Raw genomic sequence first — 24,849 nt, forward strand, 5'->3', positions numbered from 1 at the left:
CTGTAGCGGATCCTGCCCCCGCCTCCGGCCTCCACCGTCAGCCGAATTCCGTCACTGTCCGTGACCGCGCACGTGGCCCCCGGAACGGCACTTCGGGCCTCTTCCCCGGTGCTCCGGCGGGGTGTCCCGAATTCGGACCAGTGGTCGATCTCGCCTACACTCGGTGGTGTGCCTCGTGGTGATGGACGACTCAACCACGACCTGCTCCCCGGAGAAAAGGGCCCTCAGGACGCTTGCGGCGTCTTCGGTGTCTGGGCTCCGGGCGAAGAGGTCGCCAAGCTCACCTATTTCGGACTGTATGCCCTGCAGCACCGTGGACAGGAGTCCGCGGGCATCGCAGTGAGCAACGGGTCCCAGATCCTGGTCTTCAAGGACATGGGACTGGTCTCGCAGGTCTTCGACGAAACGTCTCTGGGATCTCTCCAGGGCCATATCGCGGTCGGTCATGCCCGCTACTCCACCACCGGTGCCTCGGTGTGGGAGAACGCGCAGCCGACGTTCCGTGCGACCGCGCACGGCTCGATCGCCCTGGGTCACAACGGCAATCTGGTCAATACGGCCCAGCTCGCCGAGATGGTCGCCGACCTTCCTCGTAAGGACGGCCGCGCCACCCAGGTCGCCGCGACGAACGACACCGATCTGGTGACCGCTCTGCTCGCCGGCCAGACCGACGACGACGGTAAGCCGCTCACCATCGAGGAGGCCGCCGCCGCGGTGCTTCCCGAGGTGAGGGGCGCCTTCTCGCTCGTCTTCATGGATGAGCACACCCTCTACGCAGCCCGTGACCCGCAGGGCATCCGCCCGCTGGTCCTCGGCCGGCTGGAGCGTGGCTGGGTGGTGGCCTCCGAGTCCGCCGCCCTCGACATCTGCGGTGCCAGCTTCGTCCGCGAGATCGAGCCGGGCGAGCTCGTCGCCATCGACGAGAACGGCCTGCGCACCTCACGCTTCGCGGAAGCGAAGCCCAAGGGCTGTGTCTTCGAGTACGTCTATCTGGCCCGACCCGACACCGACATCGCCGGGCGCAACGTCTACCTCTCCCGCGTGGAGATGGGCCGTAAGCTGGCCGCCGAGGCCCCGGTCGAGGCCGATCTGGTCATAGCGACTCCGGAGTCCGGCACGCCCGCCGCCATCGGCTACGCGGAAGCCAGCGGAATCCCGTTCGGCGCGGGTCTGGTCAAGAACGCGTACGTCGGCCGGACCTTCATCCAGCCCTCGCAGACCATTCGCCAGCTGGGCATCCGCCTCAAGCTGAACCCGCTCAAGGAAGTCATCAAGGGCAAGCGCCTGGTGGTCGTCGACGACTCGATCGTCCGCGGCAACACCCAGCGCGCACTGGTCCGGATGCTCCGCGAGGCCGGCGCTGCCGAGATCCACATCCGGATCTCGTCCCCGCCGGTGAAGTGGCCCTGCTTCTTCGGCATCGACTTCGCGACCCGCGCGGAGCTGATCGCCAACGGCATGACGGTTGATGAGATCTCCACGTCGATGGGGGCCGACTCGCTCGCGTACATCTCGCTCGACGCGATGGTCGAGGCGACCACGATCGCCAAGCCGAACCTGTGCCGCGCCTGCTTCGACGGTGAGTACCCGATGGAGCTCCCGGACCCGGAGCTGCTCGGCAAGCAGCTGCTGGAGACCGAGCTGGCGGCAGGCCCTGCGGCGACCGCCGCGGCCGACGCACTGCGTCGTCCGTGACCGGCCACGCGCACCAGCCCTGCCACCAGCCCCGTATTTCCACACGAAAGATCCCAGGCAATGTCTGAGACAACAGGTGCTTCCTACGCGGCAGCGGGCGTCGACATCGAGGCCGGCGACCGCGCCGTCGAGCTGATGAAGGAGTGGGTGAAGAAGACGCAGCGCCCAGAGGTCGCGGGCCTCGGCGGCCTCGGCGGATTCGCCGGCCTCTTCGACGCCTCGGCCCTCAAGCGCTACGAGCGTCCGCTGCTCGCCTCCGCCACCGACGGCGTCGGCACGAAGGTCGACCTCGCGCGCAAGATGGGCGTGTACGACACCATCGGCCACGACCTCGTCGGCATGGTCGTCGACGACCTGGTCGTGTGCGGCGCCGAGCCGCTCTTCATGACCGACTACATCTGCGTCGGCAAGGTGCACCCCGAGCGTGTCGCGTCCATCGTGAAGGGCATCGCCGAAGGCTGCGTGCTGGCCGGCTGCTCCCTGATCGGCGGCGAGACCGCCGAACACCCGGGCCTCCTCGGTCCGGACGACTTCGATGTCGCGGGCGCCGGTACGGGCGTGGTCGAGGCCGACCGGCTGCTCGGCCCGGACCGTATCCGTAAGGGTGACGCGGTTATCGCGATGGCGTCGTCCGGTCTTCACTCCAACGGGTACTCGCTCGTCCGCCATGTCTTCTTCGACCGGGCCGGCTGGGCGCTGGACCGCGACGTCGAGGAGTTCGGCCGCACGCTCGGCGAGGAGCTCCTGGAGCCCACCAGGATCTACTCGCTGGACTGCCTGGCGCTGACCCGTACGACCGAGGTGCACGGCTTCAGCCATGTCACCGGGGGCGGTCTGGCCAACAACCTGGCCCGGGTCATCCCGGACGCCCTGCACGCCACCGTCGACCGCTCCACGTGGACGCCCGGCGCGGTCTTCGACCTGGTCGGCAAGACCGGTCAGGTCGAGCAGCTGGAGCTGGAGAAGACGCTCAACATGGGCGTCGGCATGATCGCGATCGTTCCGGCGGAATCCGTGGATGCGGCGCTGACGACGCTGGCCGACCGCGGGGTCGACGCCTGGGTGGCCGGCGAGATCACGGACCGCGGCACGCACGGCTCGGGTGCCGAGCTGGTCGGCGCGTACGCGCGCTAGTGCCGTGACCGGCAAGGCTTGCCGGGAGGGGCGCTAGGACACGCGGCGGGGGCAGGGCGCACCGGTACCGTCCGGTGACCGTCCTGCCTTGGGTCGCCGGGCAGGATCAAGCTGCCGATCGGCCCCGAAAAGCGCAACACAGAACCCGGTCCGGGCAGGCCCGGACCGGGTTGATGTGTCAGCGCGAGGTCAAGCGCCGCGGCGCTGTGACGACGGACCGGACTGGTCGTCCTCGTCCTCATCGTCGTCATCGTTGTACAGATCCGCGTACTGTGCGTACGGGTCATCTTCCTCGTCGTCGTCCTCGAACGGCTCTGCGTTCGGTGGTTGACTCGAAGGCGATGCGCCCAGCTCATTGGCCAGACGCGACAGGTCAGTCCCGCCGCTGCTGTACTTCAGCTGGCGGGCGACCTTTGTCTGCTTGGCCTTTGCCCGGCCGCGCCCCATGGCTCGACCCCCTCGGTGACGGGGCTCGACGGCCCCAGAGTCTTGACACGCGTTCATGTTTCAGGACGGACTCTCGGCAGAGAGACCGTGCCCGTAGGGCTTTAACGGTACCTGCTTCCGTGGCCATACGGTACGCCGCCCGCATCACACGCCCCGGAACAGGACCAACGAGAAGCCCCGTCCTCGCTGGTCAACTGCGATTTTAACCTCTTCTCGGCATGCGACCCGCCGACCGGCGTGAGTCTTGTCTCGCCGGTCGGCGGGTCGGCCGTCCGAGTAACGGCCGCGACGCCCGGTGAGGGCCCCGCGACCGTCGGCGACGAGCGGTCAGGCGCGCCGCGCGTCGGCCATCCGCTGCTCGGCGATCCGGTCGGCCGCCGCAGCCGGCGGAATGCCGTCTTCCTTCGCACGTGCGAATATAGCCAGCGTGGTGTCGAAGATCTTCGACGCCTTCGCCTTGCACCGGTCGAAGTCGAAGCCGTTCAGCTCGTCGGCGACCTGGATGACGCCGCCCGCGTTCACCACGTAGTCGGGGGCGTACAGGATCGAGCGGTCCGCGAGGTCCTTCTCGACGCCCGGGTGCGCCAGCTGGTTGTTGGCCGCGCCGCACACCACCTTGGCCGTGAGCACCGGGACGGTCTCGTCGTTCAGCGCACCGCCGAGCGCGCACGGGGCGTAGATGTCGAGACCTTCGGTACGGATCAGCGCGGCGGTGTCCGCGGCGACGGCGACCTCCGGGTGGAGATCGGTGATCCGGCGCACCGATTCCTCCCGGACGTCCGTGACCACGACCTCGGCGCCGTCCGACAGCAGATGTTCGACGAGGTGGTGACCGACCTTGCCGACGCCCGCAACCCCCACTTTTCGGCCACGCAGCGTCGGGTCGCCCCAGAGGTGCTGGGCCGAGGCCCGCATGCCCTGGAAGACACCGAACGCGGTGAGGACGGAGGAGTCGCCGGCGCCGCCGTTCTCCGGGGACCGGCCGGTGGTCCACCGGCACTCGCGGGCGATGACGTCCATGTCGGCGACGTACGTGCCGACGTCGCAGGCGGTCACGTAGCGACCGCCGAGCGAGGCCACGGCCCGGCCGTAGGCCAGCAGCAGTTCCTCGGTCTTGATCTTCTCGGGGTCGCCGATGATGACGGCCTTGCCGCCGCCGTGGTCGAGACCGGCCATGGCGTTCTTGTACGACATGCCGCGCGCCAGGTTCAGCGCATCCGCGACGGCCTCCTCCTCGGAGGCGTACGGATAGAAGCGGGTGCCGCCGAGGGCCGGGCCCAGGGCGGTGGAGTGGATGGCGATGACGGCCTTGAGGCCGCTGGCACGGTCCTGGCAGAGCACGACTTGCTCGTGTCCCCCCTGATCCGAGTGGAACAGGGTGTGCAGGACGCCGTCGGTCACATCGGTCACGGTGGTGACTCCCAAGTACGAAGCGGCGGAAGACCCCCCTGAAGGTGGGGAGGGCCCCGGACCGACCGGCACGGACGGTCCGACAGGGCACGAGCGTAAGTCCTACGGCGACGGAGATCTGTTCCAGTGCCAAGGATCACCCTCTCGCGGAGTACGGGCGTGACACGATCTGAGGCATGTCGGTGGTGTCTTCGGTGCTCGTTCCTTACGCGTCCTACCTCCGGGTGTACGAACCGCTGGCCGCTTTCCCGGAGCCGGAGCGGGCCCACTGGGCTCGCTACGCGGGGCGCGACCGCATTCCCACGGCGCAGGACGAACTCCGCCGCTCGCTGGCCGACTTGGCGGCCACACCGCCGGTCGGGGTGCCGGTCCACGAGAGCGGGGACGCGTTCGTCGCCGAGGTGGACGGTGTGGTGTGCGTCTGTCCGTGGCGGACCCGGCTGCGCGGCTGGCTGGCGCTGGAGGAGCTGGCGGAGATGTTCCCGGCCCCGGTGCTCGACGCGGTGCTGCCGCCGGTGGTGCGCGGGCAGGCGCTCGCCGACCACGAGCGGTGGGCGGAGCGCAATCCGGACGCCCGGCCGTGGATCCGGACCGCGGTGTGGCAGGTACCGGTGCGCTGGTTCGTCCTCTTCTCCGACGAGGAGCGGGAGCACACGGAGGCGGCCGAGGGCGGGGGAGCGCCGGTGCTGCGCTACCGGACCCCGATGGTGCAGGCGCGTCGTCGGCTGGCCAGATCGCTGAAGGCGCTCAGGGAGACCGTCGACGAGGCGCCGCTGACCGAGGGCCTGGTGGATGTCGGCCGGTGGCTGGAGGAGTTCCATCCGCGCGCACTGGTCGAGCTCGACTACGGCGGTCTGGTGCATGCGCTGTCGGCGGAGCAGCTCGCCGGGGACCGGTCGGCCGCGGATGTCGCCGAGGGCATCGCGGCGCTGCAGGCCGGTGACACCGAAGGGGCGAGTGCGGCGTACGGGCGGCTGGCGGAGCGCTGGCGGGCCGTGAGGGACCGTCAGTTCGCCAGCTGAGTCCGGCGGTGCGGGGCCGGGAACCGGTCGCCCCTGTGGCTCGTCTGTGTGACTCACGAGGATGGTGGGGGTGAAGGGGCGGAAGCGTACTCCCGTGGCTCCGGGACCTACGTCCCGAACCGGGCCTTTGCCTCAGAGGTGACGGATAGCACTAACTGGGCCCTTGCGCCCTTCCCTACTCCTCGTGCCAAAATAGGACAAGGAGTCCGGGGAGGACTCCATCCGTCCAATTGAGGGCGGATTGCTCAGCATTGCACGCTATGGGGGGTCTGGTGACTCCTGATCGCTCTGTGACTGATCGTCACGGTGGTGTGACTGTCCGCTATGGCATGGTCCATCGGCTTCCGTCGCTGATGAACACCTGGGAGGGCAATTCCATCGGTTTGGCCGACGTGGCTGGACGGATGGTGTAGTTGTAGTGCCGAGGACAAGCCGTTCGTCCTATAACCGACTCGGCCCGCGTCCGCCATTTCGGGCAACGCGGGTCAAGGTGCAGAATTTAGAGGAAAGAACCGAGATGGTTCGGTTCTCCCGAGGAGGCCGCTCATGACCGCTCGCACCCCTGACGCCGAGCCGCTGCTGACCCCGGCTGAGGTTGCCACGATGTTCCGCGTGGACCCGAAGACGGTCACCCGTTGGGCCAAGGCAGGCAAGCTCACGTCCATCCGCACGCTCGGTGGACATCGCCGGTACCGCGAGGCAGAGGTCCGCGCACTGCTTGCGGGTATTCCGCAGCAGCGCAGCGAGGCCTGACACACCCCTGTCGCCGCGTCACAACCGGGCTGCCCGGGTCCCCCAACCCGCGTTCGCCCACCCATAGCTCCACACGACGGGCGCCCGCCCCAACGGGCGCCATACCTGTGCAATACGGGGTACGTCGTTCGATCGCGCTGGACTCCGCCGGGTCCAGCGCGATCTTTTTTGTGCCCGCGGGGCGGCCGGTCGGCCGGGGCTCCGGCTTCGCGTGGAGTGCTGTGCGGGCGCATCCGACCCCGACGGGCGGGTCCTCCGGAGGGTTGCCCGGGGCTCAGGGGCTGCCCCCTGGGCCTCCCCGCGGAAGCGTCATCCGAGGGGTGCAATTGCACATATTAAATTCGCCAGTTGTAGGAAGGGTGTAAAGTCACCCTTTCTCAAAACTTGTTGAGTGACACCCGTCACATGGTCCGAGTCTTGCCAAGGTCGAGCCTGCCACTGCCGGGAGGCGGATGTCCTCGCCTTCGGTCACGTGGCGGCAGGACTTTCGTCCTCGGCCCTCTCGGTGCAGTTCTGTTCTTCCGGGGCGGTCGCGGGGGCGGCGAGCGCCGCGACCTCCTGAACGGCCGCTGGGGCCCCGCCGGGTGGCGTGGGCGGTTCGGGGGGCGGGGCGGACTGAGAGGCCGTCACGGGCTCCATGGCGAGCCTCAGGAGCTGATGGCAGATCGGGCAGTGCCGGGTGAGATGCCGGTAGCCGGAAGCGGCCGCCAGATGGGCGCGCAGCAGTGCGCGGGTCTCGTGCCTCGCCGTCGACGCCGCCATCCGCGCCACCTCCCGGTGGACCGCGCCGCCCCGCGCCGAGGAACAGGGGCGGCCCCTGCTGTCTGAGTACCCGTCGGCAGTTGCCGGAGTCAAGACACGCGAAAGCCCGGATCCAGAAGGATCCGGGCTTTCGTTACTGCGGTCCTGACGGGATTTGAACCCGCGGCCTCCACCTTGACAGGGTGGCGAGCACTCCAAACTGCTCCACAGGACCAGGTTTTCGCGGCTTCCTTGCGGCTGCCTGCGAAACCAGACTGTACAGGAGATTGGCCGCTCCGGTCGACTTCACTCCTGGTGGTGGCTCCGTTACACCCCGAGGGGTGCCCGATCAGGGAGCCGCGGCGTCGATCGCCTTCACGATCCGCTTGTCCGAGACGGGGTACGCGGTGCCCAGGGCGTGCGCGAAATAGCTCACCCGGAGTTCCTCGATCATCCAGCGGATGTCCAGGACCTCCTGCGGAACGGGCCTGCCCTGCGGCATCTGTTCGAGCAGCCAGGCGTACTCGTCCTGCATCTCGTGGACCTTCTCCATGCGCGTGGTGTCGCGCTGGACGGCCGTCGGCATCTGCTGGAGCCGACGGTCCACGGCGACCAGGTAGCGCATCAGGTCGGGCAGCCTGCGCAGCCCGGTCCTCGTGACGAAGCCCGGCGGCACGAGGGCGGCGAGCTGGTTCCGTACATCGGTGACGTTGTTGACCAGGACCAGGCTGTTGGTGGCCTTCAGGCGCCGCTCGCAGGCCTGCCAGGCGGCCAGCACCTGCTGCACCTGGGCGACCGTGTGCTCGGTCAGCGCGACGAGATCGGCGCGGACCTTGTCGTACAGCTTCCGGAACGACTCCTCGTCCCAGGCCGGCCCGCCGTGGGCGCCGATCAGCCGGTCCGCGGCAGCGGTCGCGCAGTCCTCGAACAGCGCCTGGATGGAGCCGTGCGGATTGCGGGACAGGGCGAGCTTCTGCTGGTTCGTCAGCTTGTCCGAGGCGAACTTGGCGGGGTTCACCGGGATGTTCAGCAGGATCAGCTTCCGGGTGCCGCGCCACATCGCCTGCTGCTGCTCGGCCTCGGTGTCGAAGAGCCGTACGGCCACTGTGCCCTCCGCGGCTCCCTCCTGGTCGACCAGGGCCGGGTACGCCTTCACCGGCTGGCCGGCCCGCCGGGTCTCGAAGACCCGGTTCAGCGTGCCGATCGTCCAGTCCGTGAGCCCCGAACGCTCGATGGACTCGCCCGAGGGCCCCACGGTGGCCGCAGCGGCCTTGGAGAGGGCCTGGCGGGCCTTGGGGCGCAGCTGGAGCTTCAGCGCCTCCAGGTCCTTGTCCTCGGCCACCCTGCGGCGCCGCTCGTCGACGATCCGGAACGTGATCTTGAGGTGGTCCGGGATCCGGGAGAGGTCGAAGTCGTCGGCGGAGACCGGGACCCCGACCATCTGCTGGAGCTCACGCGCGAGGGTGACCGGCAGCGGCTCCTGCAGCGGCACAGCCCGGTCCAGGAACCGGCCCGCATAGTTCGGCGCGGGGACGTAGTGCCGGCGGATCGGCTTGGGCAGGGAGCGGATCAGCTCGGTGACCACGTCCTCGCGCAGGCCGGGGATCTGCCAGTCGAAGCCCTCGGGGGTGACCTGGTTGAGCACCTGGAGCGGGATGTGGACGGTCACACCGTCCGCGTCCGCGCCGGGCTCGAACTGGTAGGTCACCTTGAACTTGAGCTTCCCCTGCCGCCAGGAGTCCGGGTAGTCGTCCTTGGTGACGGCCCCGGCCTTCTCGTTGATGAGCATCGAGCGCTCGAAGTCGAGCGCGTCGGGCTCGTCGCGGCGCTTGTGCTTCCACCAGGAGTCGAAGTGCGCGCCGGAGACGACGTGCTCCGGGATCCGCTGGTCGTAGAAGTCGAAGAGCGTCTCGTCGTCCACGAGGATGTCGCGGCGCCGCGCACGGTGCTCCAACTCCTCGACCTCGCCGAGGAGTTTGCGGTTGTCATGGAAGAACTGGTGGTGCGTCCGCCAGTCGCCCTCGACCAGTGCGTTCCGGATGAAGAGATCGCGGGACGTCTCGGCGTCGATCCGGCCGAAATTGATCTTGCGCTGGGCGACGATCGGTACGCCGTACAGCGTGACCCGCTCGTACGCCATCACCGCGGCCTGGTCCTTCTCCCAGTGCGGCTCGCTGTAGGTGCGCTTCAGCAGATGCTGGGCCAGCGGTTCGATCCACTCCGGCTCGACCCTGGCATTGACCCGCGCCCACAGCCGGGACGTCTCGACCAGCTCGGCCGACATCACGAACCGCGGCTGCTTCTTGAAGAGCGCCGAACCGGGGAAGATCGCGAACTTGGCGCTGCGCGCGCCGAGGTACTCGTTCTTCTCGGTGTCCTTCAGCCCGATGTGCGACAGCAGCCCGGCCAGCAGCGAGGTGTGCACCGCCTGCTCCGGCGCATCCTCCTCATTGAGGTGGATGCCCATCTGCTTGGCGACCGTACGCAGCTGCGCATAGATGTCCTGCCATTCGCGGATGCGCAGGAAGTTCAGATACTCCTGCTTGCACATCCGGCGGAAGCTGGACGAGCCGCGCTCCTTCTGCTGCTCGCGGATGTACCGCCACAGGTTGAGGAACGCCAGGAAGTCCGACGTCTCGTCCTTGAAGCGGGCGTGCTGCTGATCGGCCTGCGTCTGCTTGTCCGAGGGCCGCTCGCGCGGGTCCTGGATGGAGAGCGCGGCGGCGATCACCATGACCTCGCGCGTGCAGCCGTTGCGGTCGGCCTCGATGACCATGCGGGCGAGGCGCGGGTCGACGGGCAGCTGCGAGAGCTTCCGCCCCAGCTGCGTCAGCCGTTTCCTCGGATCCTTCTCGTCCGGGTCGAGTGCGCCGAGCTCCTGGAGCAGCTGCACACCGTCGCGGATGTTGCGGTGGTCCGGCGGGTCGATGAAGGGGAACTTCTCGATGTCGCCGAGGCCGGCCGCGGTCATCTGGAGGATGACGGACGCCAGGTTCGTGCGGAGGATCTCCGCGTCCGTGAACTCCGGGCGGGTCAGGAAGTCGTCCTCGGAGTACAGCCGGATGCAGATGCCGTCCGACGTACGGCCGCAGCGCCCCTTGCGCTGGTTGGCGCTGGCCTGCGAGATCCGCTCGATCGGCAGCCGCTGGACCTTGGTGCGGTGGCTGTAGCGGGAGATGCGGGCGCTGCCCGGGTCGATCACGTACTTGATGCCGGGAACGGTCAGCGAGGTCTCGGCGACGTTCGTCGCGAGAACGATCCTGCGCCCGGTGTGGCGTTGGAACACCCGGTGCTGCTCGGCGTGCGACAGGCGCGCGTAGAGGGGGAGCACCTCGGTGTGACGGAGGTTCTTCTTGTTCAGGGCGTCCGCGGTGTCGCGGATCTCGCGCTCGCCGGAGAGGAAGACCAGGACATCGCCCGGGCCCTCCGCCTGGAGTTCGTCGACGGCGTCGCAGATCGCGGTGATCTGGTCGCGGTCGGAGTCCTCGCCCTCTTCCTCCAGCAGCGGCCGGTAGCGCACCTCGACCGGGTACGTACGCCCGCTGACCTCGACGATCGGCGCATCGCCGAAGTGCCGGGCGAAGCGCTCCGGGTCGATGGTCGCCGAGGTGATGACGACCTTCAGGTCGGGGCGCTTGGGCAGCAGCCGGGCCAGATAGCCCAGCAGGAAGTCGATGTTCAGCGACCGCTCGTGGGCCTCGTCGATGATGATCGTGTCGTACGCGAGCAGCTCGCGGTCCGTCTGGATCTCGGCCAGCAGGATGCCGTCCGTCATCAGCTTCAGATACGTCGCGTCCGGGTTCACCTGGTCGGTGAAGCGGACCTTCCAGCCCACCGCCTCGCCGAGCGGCGTCTTCAGCTCGTCGGCGACGCGCTCGGCGACCGTGCGGGCCGCGATCCGGCGCGGCTGGGTGTGCCCGATCATGCCCCGGACGCCGCGCCCCAGCTCCATGCAGATCTTCGGGATCTGCGTGGTCTTGCCGGAGCCGGTCTCACCGGCGACGATCACGACCTGGTGGTCGCGTATCGCCTCCAGGATCTCGTCCTTTTTCTGGCTGACCGGAAGTTCTTCCGGGTACGAGAGAACGGGCATCCGCTCGGCGCGCCCCGCGAGCCGCTCGGCTGCCTTCCCGGCCTGTGTGGCGATCTCGTCCAGCACGGCCTGCCGGGCTTCGGGCTTACGGATCCGGCGCGCCCCTTCGAGGCGGCGGCCGAGCCGGTGCGCGTCGCGGAGCGAGACGTGTCCGAGTTGGGACTGGAGATCGGCAAAGGAAGTAGACATACGGGTCCCAGGATCGCACCCGGGCCCGAGGAACGGCGAACCTATTTCGCGCGGTCTGCGTCACGGCCGCGGTGACTGCGGGGGAGCTCCCGATCACAGCACGTACCATTTCGGACAACTGATCTTCGTACCGCAGTGGAAAGGCCGTCGCCCGTGTCCCGTACGCAGTGGTGCTGCCTGGTGGCGGTGCTCGCGGTCGCGCTGGGGCTGTTCTGCGGGCCCGCCACGGCGGGGACGGCGGCGACCGCGTCCGGGGAGTCCGGCACCGCGGTGGCCGCCCCGGCCGTCGACGGTCAGGGGGTGCCCGGCTGCGGCAACGGCACGACGCACGACGACACCGAGCCCGGCGTGCCCGTCCGGGCCCGTGCCGCGCACGACCAGGCACCCGGTCTCGCCGAGTGGGGGCTGAGCGCGACCCCCTGGCAGGGGTCCGCGGAGCCGTGCACATGCGTCGGGCTGCGCGGTCCGGAGTGCGCCGCGCCCTCCTCGGTGGAACTCTCCGTACTGCGGGTATAGGGGCGCCCGCCGCCCGGTCGTCCCTTACCCCCTTCCGCACCACGAGCACGGAGTCTCGCCATGCCCACGCCCAAAACCTCCTCGTCCAGGAAGCCGTTGCTCTACGGCACCGGTGTCGTCCTCGCCGCCGCGCTGCTCGGCTTCATCTCCTACCGCGCCACCGCCCCCGCCGACCGCTCCGGCTCCTCCTCGACCGCGGTCGCCGATGTCACCGCCGACCCGGACGCCGGCGTCTTCCCGGAACTGGCGAAGCTGGCCCGCCGCGACGCCGGCGACGGACTCGCGCAGGGCCGGGCGGACGCACCCGTGGTCCTCATCGAGTACGCCGACTTCAAGTGCGGCTACTGCGGCAAGTTCGCCCGGGACACCGAACCCGCTCTGATCAAGAAGTACGTCGCCAACGGCACTCTGCGCATCGAGTGGCGCAACTTCCCGATCTTCGGCGCCGAATCCGAGGCCGCGGCGCGCGCCGCCTGGGCCGCCGGGCAGCAGGGCCGCTTCTGGCAGTTCCACGCAGCCGCCTACGCCGAAGGGGTCAAGGAGAAGGGCTTCGGCAAGGACCGGCTGAAGGCGCTCGCCAGGGAGGCGGGGGTGCGGGACCTCGGCCGGTTCGTGCGCGACGCGGACGGCGCGGCAGCTTCCGCCGCGGTGAGCAAGGACCAGGAGGAGGGGTACGGGATCGGCGCGAGCTCCACCCCGTCCTTCCTGATCAACGGCCGCCCGCTGGCCGGAGCGCAGCCGGTGGAGGTCTTCGAGCAGGTCATCCAGGCGGCGGCCGACAAGGCCGCCGACACCAAGGACGCCAAGGGGGACGGCGGCTCCAAGGGCTCCGGTGACTCCGGGGGCACCGACAAGTGACGATGGACATCGGCTACTTCGCCGCCTTCCTCGGCGGGCTGCTGGCCCTGGTCAGCCCCTGCAGCGCCCTGTTGCTGCCCGCCTTCTTCGCCTACTCCATCGACACGGCCTCGCGGCTGCTGGCCCGTACCGGCATCTTCTACGCGGGTCTGGCCACGACCCTCGTGCCGCTCGGCGCCGCGGGCTCGTACGCCGGACGGCTCTTCTACAGCCACCGCGACCAGCTGGTCCTCGGCGCCGGCTGGCTGATCATCGGGCTCGGCGTGGCCCAGATCGTGGGTCTCGGCTTCGCCTCGCGCCGGATCGCGGCCCTCAGCGGGCGGATCCGGCCGACGACCGCCCTGTCGGTCTACGCCCTCGGCGCCGTCTACGGGCTGGCCGGGTTCTGCGCCGGACCGATTCTCGGCAGCGTCCTGACGGTGGCGGCGGTCAGCGCCAGCCCGGTCTACGGCGGACTGCTGCTCGCCGTCTACGCCCTGGGCATGGCGGTCCCGCTGTTCCTGCTGGCGCTGGTCTGGGAGCGCTTCGACCTCGGGCGCCGCGCCTGGCTGCGCGGCCGTGCCTTCCGGCTCGGCCGCTTCGAACTGCACACCACCACTGCGCTGTCGGGGCTGTTCTTCATCGGTCTTGGCGCACTGTTCCTGGCGTACGACGGGACGACCGCGCTGCCCGGACTGCTGGACGTGGACGATTCGTTCGCCGTCGAGCAGTGGGCGCAGCGGATCGGCGAGCAGGTGCCGGACGCGGCCGCGCTGGTGACGGTGGTGGCGGTGGCGCTGCTGGTTCTCGGGGTGCGGGCCCGGCGCCGCCGGGACGGGAACTCCGCGGAGCGGGAAGAGGCCTGACACGGCGAAGGCCCCGTCCGGTGGACGGGGCCTTCGGGTGGTGGCTGGGGCCGGGATCGAACCGGCGACCTATCGCTTTTCAGGCGATCGCTCGTACCAACTGAGCTACCCAGCCACGCAGCACTTACGAGCTGCAGCGGTCCTGACGGGATTTGAACCCGCGGCCTCCACCTTGACAGGGTGGCGAGCACTCCAAACTGCTCCACAGGACCAAGCTTTTGTGCGACTAAGTGTCGCACAAGGTGGTGCGTGCCCCCAACGGGATTCGAACCCGTGCTACCGCCTTGAAAGGGCGGCGTCCTGGGCCACTAGACGATGAGGGCAGAACTGCAGTGTTGCTGCTTCTGCGCCTGTCACCCGGGCGGGGGACGTGAGAAGCATGTGACTCCGCTTCCCCTCAAGAGGTTCCGCTTCTCCTTCAACCTCTGGGGTCTCAGAACGGTCAAGCCCTGACCGGCGCCCTTGGGCACGTCGGAGACTGTACTACGGCGTTTCGGTGTCAGCCAAACCGAATAGGCGAAGGGGTCGCTCCGGGTCGGTTCTCGCCCGGCAGATGGCGGCTGACCTCGGCCGTCGTCAGGCCGAGCCCGCCGAGCGTGATCTCGTCCCAGGCCTGCAGACGGCGAGTCGCGCGGTCCAGATAGAGCACCGAGGCGCGCACCTTTTCCGGCTTCCTGTTCTGTACGGCGCGCAGCCCGCCGCCGCCCGTGGAGCCTTCGACCTTGAGCCGGGTGCCGAGTTCCATCAGTTCGTTCTGCCGGTGGTGCACATGGCCGGCGAGGATCAGCGGCACCGTGCCGTCCGTCTCGCGGGCCGCCTCCGGCTCATGGGCGACGGCGATGTCGACGGGGGTGCCGGCCTGTTCCTGGCTGCGGAGTGAGGAGGCGAGCCGCATGCCCGCCATCCGCTCGGCGGCCGCCCCCTGGGCGGGGAGCGAGCGGTCCGGGGTGAACTGCGGGTCCCCGATGCCCGCCACCCGCAGCCCGCCGACGTTCACGGCCCGGCCGTCGTCCAGCACACGCACGTTCTTGAACCGCCCCAGATACCGCTGGGTGATCCGGGAGTCGTGGTTGCCGCGGACCCAGACGTAGGGCGCGCCCAGGTCGCGGATCGGGTCCAGGAAGCCGTTCTCGACGGCGGAGCCGTGGTCCATCGTGTCGCCCGAGTCGATGATCACGTCGATGTCGTACTGCTTGACCAGCGAGCCGATGATCTGCCAGGCCGCGGGGTTGAGGTGGATGTCGGAGACATGCAGGACGCGGAGGGTGGCGGGGTCCGGGCGGTAGACGGGGAGCGTCGATGTGGCGTCGTAGAGCTTGGTCACATTGGTGACCAGCCGGGCCAGTTCCCGTTGGTAGACGTCGAAGTCGGTGACGATCGAGCGGGCGTCGCCGACCACCGAGGGAGCGCTGGAGAGCAGCCCGGAGAACTTGGGCTCCAGGACGGACTTCGGATTCCAGGTGGCGTAGGCGCTGACGCCCGACGCGGCCAGCAGTGCGAGCGCGAGACCACCGGCGGCCAGCGCGCGGCGTGGGCGGCGGTAGACGGCGAGACCGAGCGCGGTCGCACCGGAGACGACGGCGACGACGGAGCGCACGGCGAGCTCACGGGTGCCGGTGGAGACGTCCGCGGATATCTCCTGCTGGAGTCCGGCGAGCCGTTCGGGGTGCTGGACCAGGGCCCCGGAGCGCACCGGGTCCAGCCGGTCGACCTGCACGTCGAGGCGGACCGGGGCTATGTGGGAGTCCAGCTCCAGGGCGCCGAGCGGGGCCACATTGATCTTCGTGCCGCCGCTCAGGGAGGGGCGCAGGGCCATCGTGGTGTCCATCGGGCCGACGGGCGTACGGACACTGCCGACGACCAGCAGCCCCAGCCAGGCGCCGAACACGACGACGGCGATCAGACCCAGCGCGCGCCCGTAGGGGTGCGGAGCGGGGGCGAGGCCACTGCCGGGGGCGGTGGAGCGGGGGTGGTGGTGATGGCGGATGCGGGCGACTGCGGCGCGGAAGGAGGCGCGGACCATTGGGCGCGTATGCCCGGGTTCGGGGGCGGCCATGCGGGGCGCGGGATTGCGGGACAGGGCGGGGGACGGCGGTCCGGGGCCGGTCGGGCGGGGGGTACGTGACAATGGCGGTGTGCTGGAGATGACGCGCGAAGAGTTCGAGGAACTGGTCGCCGAGGCCCTGGACCGGATTCCGCCGGAGCTGACGCGGCTGATGGACAACGTCGCGGTGTTTGTCGAGGACGAACCGGATCCCGGTGATCCGGAGCTGCTCGGGCTGTACGAGGGCACGCCGCTGACCGATCGCGGCGAGTGGTACGCCGGGGTGCTGCCGGACCGGATCACGATCTACCGGGGGCCGACGCTGCGGATGTGCGAGTCGCGCGAGGACGTCGTGGCCGAGACGGAAATCACGGTTGTCCATGAGATCGCCCACCACTTCGGCATCGACGACGAGCGGCTGCACGCGCTCGGTTACGGCTGAGTACGCCCGGGAGGGCAGCGGCGAAGAGGCCGGCGGCGAAGGGGTCGGTGGCGCGTGGGGCGTGTCCCTTGCGGGGGAACGGGAGTTGGGCACAGTGCCCCCGTCCGTTCCCGCCCTTCTTCGCTCCTCGCCTCCCGGAGGTGCCACCCGTGCGCCAGTTGCCCGCCCCTGTCCGATGGGCAGCCGTCACCGCGGTGACGATTGCCGCGTCCACCGGCTGCATGAGCATCAGCGACGACGGCGGGAAGCCGACCCCGTCGCGGTCGGCCGAGCGGAGGGGCTCGTCGGGTGAACCGGACGGCTCCACGGCGGCGGGTACGGGACGGGCCCGTACCGGAGGGGGCGCGGAGGCGCACTCCGACCGGGAGACCGCCGAATCGCCGAGCCCGAGCGCGTCGGCGCGTGCCTCGGCCGGACCCGGTGGTGCGCATGCGGGCGGGGGGTCCGGTGCTCCGTTGCCGACCCGGGGCGGGCAGCTGCCGGCGCCGTCCTCATCGGGGGGCGGGGGGCCGCAGCAGCCGGGGCCGTCCGCGGAGCCGTCGGTGCCCTCCGATCCGTCCGCGCCGGTCACCCCGGAGCCGTCGGGCTCACCTGATCCGGAACCCTCGGATCCGTCTCCGGCCCCCTCCGAGTCTCCGGCCGCGCAGTTCCGCAGTGACGCGATGAGTGCGCCGGACGACATGGAGGCGCTGCGGACTCCCGAGGCATCACCCCAGGTGGGGCCGGTGTAGCGGGTGGTCCGGAGCGTGCGGTTTGCGCGATGGGGGTGCGAGTGCGTATGGTGGTAGATCGTTTGATCCCATTGCCCGGCGCCGACACAGAAGAGCGCCGTGTGGCGCGTACTCTCCCTTGCCGTGGCTGGACCGCATTGAGGCGGTCGAAATTGCGAATCACGGAGTTATGGGCGCGTGCCGAGACTCCGGAAGGTTTCGCATTTCGCATGTCCAATTTCAGCTCTGACAACACCGTCGTGCCCGAGAACGACGAGATTGTCACCGAAGCCGAGGCCGTAGTGGCCGAGGCCGCCGAGGTGTCCGAGCCGATCGAGACGGCCGAGTCCGTCGACTTCACCGGCTCCACCGAGGCCACCACCGACTCCGAGCCGACCGTCACCTTCGCCGACCTGGGCCTGCCCGAGGGCATCGTCCGCAAGCTCGCGCAGAACGGTGTGACCGCGCCCTTCCCGATCCAGGCGGCGACCATTCCGGACGCGCTGGCCGGCAAGGACATCCTGGGCCGCGGCCGTACCGGCTCCGGCAAGACGCTCTCCTTCGGTCTGCCGACCCTGGCCACGCTGGCCGGCGGTCACACCGAGAAGAAGAAGCCCCGCGCGGTCATCCTCACCCCGACCCGTGAGCTCGCGATGCAGGTCGCGGACGCGCTGCAGCCCTACGGCGACGTGCTCGGCCTGAAGATGAAGGTCGTCTGCGGCGGTACGTCGATGGGCAACCAGATCTACGCGCTGGAGCGCGGTGTCGACATCCTCGTCGCCACCCCGGGCCGACTGCGCGACATCATCAACCGGGGCGCCTGCTCCCTGGAGAACGTCCAGGTCGCCGTCCTCGACGAGGCCGACCAGATGTCCGACCTGGGCTTCCTGCCGGAGGTCACCGAGCTGCTCGACCAGGTTCCGGTCGGCGGTCAGCGCATGCTCTTCTCCGCCACCATGGAGAACGAGATCGGCACGCTGGTCAAGCGCTACCTGAGCAACCCGGTGAGCCACGAGGTCGACAGCGCCCAGGGCAACGTCACGACCATGACGCACCACGTCCTCGTCGTGAAGCCGAAGGACAAGGCGCCGGTCACCTCCGCCATCGCCGCCCGCAAGGGCCGCACGATCATCTTCGTCCGCACCCAGCTGGGCGCCGACCGCATCGCCGAGCAGCTCGTCGAGGCGGGCGTGAAGGCGGACGCGCTGCACGGCGGCATGACACAGGGTGCCCGTACCCGCGTGCTCGCCGACTTCAAGGACGGTTACGTCAACGCGCTCGTCGCGACCGACGTCGCCGCCCGCGGTATCCACGTCGACGGCATCGACCTGGTGCTGAACGTGGACCCCGCCGGTGACCACAAGGACTACCTGCACCGCTCGGGCCGTACCGCCCGTGCCGGCAAGTCCGGTGTCGTCGTCTCCCTGGCGCTGCCGCACCAGCGTCGCCAGATCTTCCGCCTGATGGAGGACGCGGGCGTCGACGCCTCGCGCCACATCGTCGGCGGCGCGGGCGCCTTCGACCCGGAGGTCGCCGAGATCACCGGCGCCCGTTCGCTGACCGAGGTTCAGGCCGACTCCGCGAACAACGCCGCCAAGCAGGCGGAGCGCGAGGTCGCCGACCTGACCAGGCAGCTGGAGCGCGTCCAGCGCCGCGCCGGTGAGCTCCGCGAGGAGGCCGACCGCCTGGTCGCCCGTGCCGCGCGCGAGCGGGGCGAGGACCCCGAGGCAGCAGTCGCCGAGGTCGCCGCCGAGGCCGAGGCCGCGATCGAGGCCGCCGTCTCCGTACCGGAGCAGCCCACAGCGCGCGACGACCGTCGCGACGACCGCGGCAACTTCGACCGCCGGGACAACCGTCGGGACGACCGGGGCGGCGACCGCGGTGGGTACCGCGGTGGTGACCGTGGTGGTTTCCAGCGTCGTGACGACCGTTCGTCGGGTGGTTTCCGCCGCGACAACGACCGCCCGTCGTTCAACCGTGACCGTCGTGACGACCGCGGTGGTGACCGTGGTGGTTTCCAGCGTCGTGACGACCGTTCGTCGGGTGGTTTCCGCCGCGACAACGACCGCCCGTCGTTCAACCGTGACCGTCGTGACGACCGCGGTGGTGACCGTGGTGGTTTCCAGCGTCGTGACGACCGTTCGTCGGGTGGTTTCCGCCGCGACAACGACCGCCCGTCCTTCAACCGTGACAACGACCGCCCGTCGTTCAACCGCGACCGTCGGGACGACCGTCCGTCCGGTGGCTTCCGCTCCGGTGGCAGCGACCGTCCGTTCAACCGCGACCGTCGGGACGACCGTCCCTCGGGCGGCTTCCGCTCCGGTGGCAGCGACCGTCCGACCGGCCGCCGTGACGACCACCGCGGTGGCACCGGCACCAACACCGGTTCCTTCGGCCGCCGCGACGACAAGCCGCGCTGGAAGCGCAACGGCTGACCTTCACGCGCACGTCGCTGAACAGCTGAGCAAGTGAACCGAAAGCGGGCCCGCTCTCCAGGAGCTGGGCCCGCTTTCGGTTGACGGGTGGACCCGCTTCGCGGCACGGGTGAAGACCGGGGCGGCCGGCGGATGTACTCCGGGCTCGCCTGCCGTACACACCTCCTCGGGGGTGACTCCTCCATGCAAGGGCGCGGCCTGCGGGCCGCGCCCCTGCGTCGTGCTGCGCCATGTTTTCCCAGTCGTAACCACGGCGGCGGCATGCGTACTCCGGGGCGAGGGCATCGCTGGGGTCATGACAACAGACATCGGCGAGGACAAGCCACCGCCGGGCGCCTCCGACGAGGAGCGTCTCGCGCAGCTCGGCTACACGCAGACGCTGGCCCGGCGTATGTCGGCGTTTGCCAACTACGCAGTCTCGTTCACGATCATCTCGGTGCTCTCGGGCTGCCTGACGCTGTATCTGTTCGGCATGAACACCGGGGGCCCCGCCGTCATCACCTGGGGCTGGGTCGGCGTCGGCCTGATGACGCTGTTCGTCGGCCTGGCGATGGCGGAGATCTGCTCGGCGTACCCGACCTCCGCCGGGCTCTACTTCTGGGCGCACCGGCTGGCCCCGCCGCGCTCGGCGGCGGCCTGGGCCTGGTTCACGGGCTGGTTCAACGTGCTCGGCCAGGTCGCGGTGACCGCAGGGATCGACTTCGGGGCGGCATCGTTCCTCGGGGCCTATCTGAACCTCCAGTTCGACTTCGAGGTGACGCCCGGCCGGACGATCCTGCTGTTCGCCGCGATCCTGCTGCTGCACGGACTCCTGAACACGTTCGGGGTCCGCATCGTCGCGATCCTGAACAGCGTGAGCGTGTGGTGGCACGTCCTCGGGGTCGCCGTCATCGTCGGCGCCCTCACCTTCGTACCGGATTCGCACCAGTCGGCGTCGTTCGTCTTCACCGAGTTCGTCAACAACACCGGCTGGGGCAGTGGCTTCTACGTCGTGATGATCGGCCTGCTGATGGCCCAGTACACCTTCACCGGCTACGACGCCTCCGCCCATATGACGGAGGAGACCCACGACGCGGCGACGGCGGGGCCGCGCGGCATCGTCCAGTCGATCTGGACCTCCTGGATCGCCGGCTTCGTCCTCCTGCTCGGCTTCACCTTCGCCATCCAGTCGTACGACGGAGCCCTGAACTCCCCGACCGGCGCCCCGCCCGCCCAGATCCTCCTGGACGCCCTCGGCGCCACCACCGGCAAGCTCCTGCTGCTGGTCGTGATCGGCGCGCAGCTGTTCTGCGGGATGGCGTCGGTGACCGCCAACAGTCGCATGATCTACGCGTTCTCCCGGGACGGCGCACTCCCGTTCTCCCACGTCTGGCACACGGTCAGCCCCCGCACCCGCACCCCTGTGGCCGCGGTCTGGCTCGCCGCACTCGGCGCGCTGGCCCTCGGTCTCCCGTACCTGATCAACGTCACCGCGTACGCCGCAGTGACCTCGATCGCGGTGATCGGCCTCTACATCGCGTACGTCATCCCCACCCTGCTCCGCCTCCTGCGCGGCGACGACTTCACCCCGGGCCCCTGGCACCTCGGTCGCTGGTCCCGGCCCATCGGGATCGTCGCGGTGGTGTGGGTGGGCGTCATCACGGTCCTCTTCATGCTGCCGCAGCTGTCCCCCGTCACCTGGGAGACGTTCAACTACGCCCCGATCGCCGTCCTGGTCGTCCTGGGTTTCGCGGCGACGTGGTGGGTCGTGTCGGCCCGTCACTGGTTCCTCAAACCGGATCACAAGCGCACGAGTGCGGACATAATCGCCGAATGAACGACCCCCAGAGGCAGCTCGACGGGCCCGACAGCCGATACCCGATCGGCTGCCGGGCCACGGCGGGCTATGCTCAGGGGTGATTCGCCGAGGGCCGTTAGCTCAATTGGCAGAGCAGCGGACTTTTAATCCGTTGGTTGTGGGTTCGAGTCCCACACGGCCTACCAGTGGCGAGGGAGGGAAACACCCTCTGACCTGCTACGCAGCGCCTGATTCGGCTTCGGCCGAGTCGGGCGCTGCCTCGTTTTCGGACGCTTGCGTGAGCGGATGTGCCTTGGAAGGCCGCAGTGAGCAGGGACCAGGAGGACGGATGGCCCTCCTGGCGTGGCCTCAGCTCCGGCAGCCGCACGCCCACATCTCTTGGACTTCCGTAACGGTCAGGGTGGGGTCGCTCGAGGAAGCCATGTCCGGAGCTGCGGGCTTGGTGGCGCGGATGATGGCGGAGTGCATGCCGTCCGCGACGGAGTGGGTGGGAGTGATTTCGATGCCGGTGAAGCCGGCGGCTTCAAGGCTTGCGCGGTATTCGGCGAAGGACGGCGCACCGGCGACACAGCCGACGTAATCGCCGCGCTCCGCTCGCTGTTCGGGGGGCGAGGGCGAGTATCTCCTCGGTCGTGTCCAGTCCGTACGTCTTGCCGGTCGGGCCGACGCGGCGGGCGGAGAGCAGGACGTCGATGCCCCGGCCGGTCAGGGCGAGCCGGTTCGTCCCTGCTGAGGAGGGACTGTCAGACCCGTTCCTGAAACGCGCGGATGCAGAGGCGGCACGCGTACATGGGCACTTGGGCGCCGACGGCACTCGCGGGGCCGATCCACAGGACGCGAGTCCACCGCCGGCCGCAGCAGAGCCGGCAGAACCCGTCGACCCACTCGTTGCCGTCGTCCGTGGCCGCTGGTGCGGGCAGCCCGCCCCGGGCGCACAGGGCGATCCCGGGGTCGCCCTGTGCTGTAAGGCGACTTCCGTCAGCATGACTTGTCCGCCTTCCTGGTCAACGGCCCTGAACCGCCGAAGCGTTCTCCTGCTTCTCGGCGTGGGAGAACAGCAAGGCGGGCTTGCCCAGGCGTCACTCCTCGCGGTAGTTCTCCTGGCACCGGACCTCGGTGAGGCCGGGGGGATCGTCGAAGCGAGAGCCCCTGCCCCCACGGCTCGTGTCGGTGGGTGTCCTCGGTTACAGCCCGCAGGAGCCGCGGTCGAGGTGGAAGTATCGGGCGTTGGCCCAGCGGCACAGCCGGATACCGACGATGACGCCGACGATGGTGACCAGGGCAGGCAGGTATCCGCTGGCGACCTGGATGATCGGGATTGCAGGGCACCCACCCGAGATCGCCCAGCCCGTACCGAACAGCACCGCGCCGGGGATCACGCCGGCGTGGATGCGCCCTGGGGTGCGGCGGACCCGCAGCAGAGCGAATGCGCACACGATGATCACCACGGCGCCGGCGAAGGAGAGGAGCATGCGCAGGTCCTGGAAGGTGAACATGCGGTTCAGCTCGGCGTAGTCGCCGAAGCCGATGTTGGTGACGGTATAACCGAGGGCCAGTCCGGTGATGATGCTGGCCAGCAGAATCGCGCCCCGGGTACGCATCAGATCACCTTCCACAGGAGGAACGACACCGCGATGGCGGTGCCGAAGAAGACGGCGGTCGCGACGATGCTGACCGGGCGTAGACGGCCGCAGCCGTTGAGTCCGTGGCCGGAGCTGCACCCACCGGCCAGCCGAGTGCCAAAGCCGACCAGCACGCCTCCCACGAACAGCAGGGCGATCATGGTGGTCGGATTGGCGGTGACCAGGCTCCGGAAACCCGGGCCCATGTCGTAGCGGAGGTGGAACCGCCCGGAGGTGACCGCGGCGATCAATCCGCCGAGGAAGATCGATATCAGCAGGGCAGCCTGGGTGACCAGCGGGGCCGGACGCATGCTTGTGGCCGCGGGGCTCTCGCTCGCCGCTGGTTCGGTATCCGCTTCGAGTGGCTGTGAATTCCCGTACGGAACCTGTGGCAGGGTGGACGCGCCGGTGCCGGTGCCGAAGTGCTCCGTCGTAGCTGCGGCGAGCGCCTCAGCGAGAGCTTGATCGTCGGCGAACTCCTCGTCCATCTCCTCGAGGTGGCGTTCGCGGCGCCAGTGCAGCACGCGATCCCACGCGGACGACACCCCGAAAGACCGATCGGTGATGAGGGTGTAATTGATGGTGACCAGAGCGAGCCCGATAGCGCCCGCCCACCAGGGCCAGTAGGTACTCATGCGGGTCCTCTCATCCAATCGGCAAATCGAGCCAACCAGCCGCGCTTCGAGCTGGGAGCTTGCCGCGCTCGTCCAGCGGGGCTGTTTGAAGGCTGGGGAATCTGTGGGGGCGGTGACGGTTGGTGATGCCAGACAGGTGCCGGCGGAGATGTCGCCCCGAAGTGGGCCGTGGCCCCCGGTGTCACGGTTCCAGGTTCTGACTGCTCATATGGGTGTGCCGGTGCCGGCTGGGACCAGGACGCGGCCTCCGGTGACCACGGATCGGGCCGTGGCTGCGGGGCCTGCCGGGGCACCTCCCCCGGATTGGCGGCGCCGGACCGGTCCGCCTCGGCGACGTCTTCGAGGTGTCGCGCGCGGGCTCCATTGGGCAGCAAGCCGATTGGCACGCGCTCGCCGGTGAGTGACACCTGGTAGCGCGCACAGTCGAGCCACCGATTGTCGCTGTCGCAGTAGTGTTCGCGCCAACCTGCCAAGCTCGCCCTGAGCAGGGGGAAAAGGGGGCATCCCGCGGCGTGTGAGCAACTCACGTTGCTCCCTCCTGATCGGCGCACACCACCCGTTCGGGGAGAGCGGTTGCCGTTCTCGATTCTTGCCCTCGCCGCGCTCGGTCGACGATCTGCAAAGCAACGCGGTGACGGGCAGTGACAATAAGGCTCTGCGCCTCCATTCCGCCGACCGGGCGTGATGCAATCACTGTTTCGATGTCCCGAGCAAATTCAGGGTATTTTTCAATCGGACCACTTGACACTACTTGGTGAGATATTCCGCGCGACGGATATGTAGCGTCTACCCCTCATATCCGGATATTTGCAACCCGTAATGAGGTCACTTGGATCACTATTCGACCCCATGGCCGCGGCCCGTGCCGGTGCAAGTCGGCTGTTTGCGGAGAGGGTGAAAATAATGGAGCCCCTTGTGATGGTGGCGTGAATATCGTGAATCTCAAATGAAGAGCTAATGGAGAAGAATTATGTGCCAGCGTGCTGTCTGTCGGTCGTGCCGGAAGATGACCTATGAGGGCTGCGGGAGACATGTGGACCACGTACTCATGGGCGTGCCGACGGCTCAGCGGTGCATGTGTGAGTCTGCGGAGCGCAGGGGTGCGTGCGCAGTGGAGGCGACGACTCGATCGGAATCGGTGCCGGCCCGGCGGGGCGAGTCGCCGCGACACGCACAGGCCCCTCGGCGCCCGGAGGGTTCACCAGGCCGATCGAGGGGTGACTGGTGGGCCCGGCTCGTCAATTGGGTGAAAAGCCCGGCATGATGAAATCAGTCGACTATGCGTACTTCGCTAACTTTGGTGTGGAGGTGTCGGTTATTGCATCATGAAAGCCCGAATTTGGAACTCCAGGGCGGCAGGCGATGCCGAGCCCGAAGCCGGCAGCGATACCGCGTCTCGTGACGGACGTCGTCGGCGCTGTCTGCCCGGCACACGCCGTTCTCCATCCACGCCGCCCGCG

At 69.1% G+C, this 24,849-nt stretch carries 17 protein-coding genes, 5 tRNA genes and 1 pseudogene; 11 read left to right on the top strand and 12 right to left on the bottom strand.

The genetic code is table 11. The annotated features are described in order from the left end of the window. Positions 1-168 precede the first annotated feature (168 nt). Together purF and purM are read left to right on the top strand one after the other, a co-directional pair. Complete coding sequence (gene purF, locus ACFU8W_RS07000) at positions 169-1,695, top strand: amidophosphoribosyltransferase (protein WP_384032879.1); 1,527 nt, start codon at positions 169-171, stop codon at positions 1,693-1,695. Between the two features lie 60 nt (positions 1,696-1,755). Further along, a complete protein-coding gene (gene purM / locus ACFU8W_RS07005) occupies positions 1,756-2,829 on the top strand; it encodes a phosphoribosylformylglycinamidine cyclo-ligase (protein ID WP_345512532.1) in 1,074 nt (357 codons plus the stop codon). 189 nt (positions 2,830-3,018) lie between these two features. Here the strand turns inward: purM and ACFU8W_RS07010 are convergent, their stop codons facing one another. Continuing rightward, a complete protein-coding gene (locus tag ACFU8W_RS07010; protein ID WP_030979949.1) occupies positions 3,019-3,276 on the bottom strand; it encodes a DUF3073 domain-containing protein in 258 nt (85 codons plus the stop codon). A gap of 327 nt (positions 3,277-3,603) precedes the next feature. After that, complete coding sequence (locus ACFU8W_RS07015) at positions 3,604-4,686, bottom strand: Leu/Phe/Val dehydrogenase (protein WP_384032882.1); 1,083 nt, start codon at positions 4,684-4,686, stop codon at positions 3,604-3,606. Between the two features lie 176 nt (positions 4,687-4,862). Between ACFU8W_RS07015 and ACFU8W_RS07020 the strand changes: the two genes are divergently transcribed. Beyond that, on the top strand, positions 4,863-5,708 hold the full coding sequence (locus ACFU8W_RS07020) for a hypothetical protein (RefSeq protein ID WP_345512529.1): 846 nt from the start codon (positions 4,863-4,865) through the stop codon (positions 5,706-5,708). A gap of 546 nt (positions 5,709-6,254) precedes the next feature. After that, positions 6,255-6,461, top strand: coding sequence for a developmental transcriptional regulator BldC (gene bldC, locus ACFU8W_RS07025; RefSeq protein ID WP_003949541.1), 207 nt, complete (start codon positions 6,255-6,257; stop codon positions 6,459-6,461). 468 nt (positions 6,462-6,929) lie between these two features. On the opposite strand, the gene ACFU8W_RS07030 is transcribed toward bldC, so the two are convergent. From ACFU8W_RS07030 to hrpA, 3 genes are all read right to left on the bottom strand, one after another. Then, complete coding sequence (locus ACFU8W_RS07030) at positions 6,930-7,223, bottom strand: DUF6274 family protein (protein ID WP_384032884.1); 294 nt, start codon at positions 7,221-7,223, stop codon at positions 6,930-6,932. 139 nt (positions 7,224-7,362) lie between these two features. Next, a tRNA-Asp gene (locus tag ACFU8W_RS07035) sits at positions 7,363-7,437 on the bottom strand. A gap of 114 nt (positions 7,438-7,551) precedes the next feature. Beyond that, positions 7,552-11,484 carry an ATP-dependent RNA helicase HrpA gene (gene hrpA, locus ACFU8W_RS07040; protein WP_345512507.1) on the bottom strand — a complete coding sequence of 1,311 codons (3,933 nt, stop codon included), beginning with the start codon at positions 11,482-11,484 and terminating at the stop codon, positions 7,552-7,554. A gap of 153 nt (positions 11,485-11,637) precedes the next feature. On the opposite strand from hrpA, the gene ACFU8W_RS07045 reads away from it, so the two are divergent. From ACFU8W_RS07045 to ACFU8W_RS07055, 3 genes are read left to right on the top strand one after another with little or no spacing between them, the layout of a single operon-like run. Beyond that, the gene (locus ACFU8W_RS07045) at positions 11,638-12,000 is read left to right on the top strand and encodes a hypothetical protein (RefSeq protein ID WP_345512506.1); all 363 of its coding nucleotides are present in this window, start codon (positions 11,638-11,640) and stop codon (positions 11,998-12,000) included. 60 nt (positions 12,001-12,060) lie between these two features. Next, positions 12,061-12,858 (top strand): DsbA family protein, encoded by a 798-nt coding sequence (locus tag ACFU8W_RS07050; RefSeq protein WP_384032887.1) that lies wholly within the window; start codon positions 12,061-12,063, stop codon positions 12,856-12,858. After that, on the top strand, positions 12,855-13,703 hold the full coding sequence (locus ACFU8W_RS07055) for a cytochrome c biogenesis CcdA family protein (RefSeq protein WP_384032889.1): 849 nt from the start codon (positions 12,855-12,857) through the stop codon (positions 13,701-13,703). Before ACFU8W_RS07050 ends, ACFU8W_RS07055 begins: the two co-directional genes overlap by 4 nt. A 38-nt stretch (positions 13,704-13,741) precedes the next feature. On the opposite strand, the gene ACFU8W_RS07060 is transcribed toward ACFU8W_RS07055, so the two are convergent. The 4 genes from ACFU8W_RS07060 to ACFU8W_RS07075 form a co-directional block, all read right to left on the bottom strand. Beyond that, positions 13,742-13,818 (bottom strand) — tRNA-Phe (locus ACFU8W_RS07060). A 22-nt stretch (positions 13,819-13,840) separates the two neighbouring features. Further along, positions 13,841-13,915: transfer RNA gene (locus ACFU8W_RS07065), tRNA-Asp, on the bottom strand. A gap of 38 nt (positions 13,916-13,953) precedes the next feature. After that, a tRNA-Glu gene (locus ACFU8W_RS07070) sits at positions 13,954-14,026 on the bottom strand. A gap of 176 nt (positions 14,027-14,202) precedes the next feature. Beyond that, on the bottom strand, positions 14,203-15,726 hold the full coding sequence (locus ACFU8W_RS07075) for a metallophosphoesterase (RefSeq protein WP_384032891.1): 1,524 nt from the start codon (positions 15,724-15,726) through the stop codon (positions 14,203-14,205). Between the two features lie 112 nt (positions 15,727-15,838). Here ACFU8W_RS07075 and ACFU8W_RS07080 point away from each other — a divergent pair, with 112 nt between their 5' ends. From ACFU8W_RS07080 to ACFU8W_RS07095, 4 genes are all read left to right on the top strand, one after another. Next, on the top strand, positions 15,839-16,189 hold the full coding sequence (locus ACFU8W_RS07080) for a metallopeptidase family protein (protein ID WP_030929660.1): 351 nt from the start codon (positions 15,839-15,841) through the stop codon (positions 16,187-16,189). 940 nt (positions 16,190-17,129) lie between these two features. Further along, the gene (locus ACFU8W_RS07085; protein WP_345512503.1) at positions 17,130-19,334 is read left to right on the top strand and encodes a DEAD/DEAH box helicase; all 2,205 of its coding nucleotides are present in this window, start codon (positions 17,130-17,132) and stop codon (positions 19,332-19,334) included. Positions 19,335-19,629: 295 nt separating this feature from the next. Beyond that, a complete protein-coding gene (locus ACFU8W_RS07090; RefSeq protein WP_384032894.1) occupies positions 19,630-21,150 on the top strand; it encodes an amino acid permease in 1,521 nt (506 codons plus the stop codon). A gap of 91 nt (positions 21,151-21,241) precedes the next feature. Further along, a tRNA-Lys gene (locus ACFU8W_RS07095) sits at positions 21,242-21,317 on the top strand. A gap of 163 nt (positions 21,318-21,480) precedes the next feature. Here the strand turns inward: ACFU8W_RS07095 and ACFU8W_RS07100 are convergent. From ACFU8W_RS07100 to ACFU8W_RS07110, 3 genes and pseudogenes are all read right to left on the bottom strand, one after another. Continuing rightward, a pseudogene (locus tag ACFU8W_RS07100) lies at positions 21,481-21,838 on the bottom strand (hypothetical protein); the annotation flags it as partial. A gap of 478 nt (positions 21,839-22,316) precedes the next feature. Next, positions 22,317-22,733, bottom strand: coding sequence for a YeeE/YedE thiosulfate transporter family protein (locus ACFU8W_RS07105; RefSeq protein WP_266990003.1), 417 nt, complete (start codon positions 22,731-22,733; stop codon positions 22,317-22,319). Further along, complete coding sequence (locus ACFU8W_RS07110) at positions 22,733-23,389, bottom strand: YeeE/YedE family protein (protein WP_384032896.1); 657 nt, start codon at positions 23,387-23,389, stop codon at positions 22,733-22,735. Before ACFU8W_RS07110 ends, ACFU8W_RS07105 begins: the two co-directional genes overlap by 1 nt. Between the last annotated feature and the right edge of the window lie 1,460 nt (positions 23,390-24,849).

It is taken from the genome of Streptomyces sp. NPDC057565, assembly GCF_042801455.1.
Classification (GTDB): Bacteria; Actinomycetota; Actinomycetes; order Streptomycetales; family Streptomycetaceae; genus Streptomyces; species Streptomyces yanii.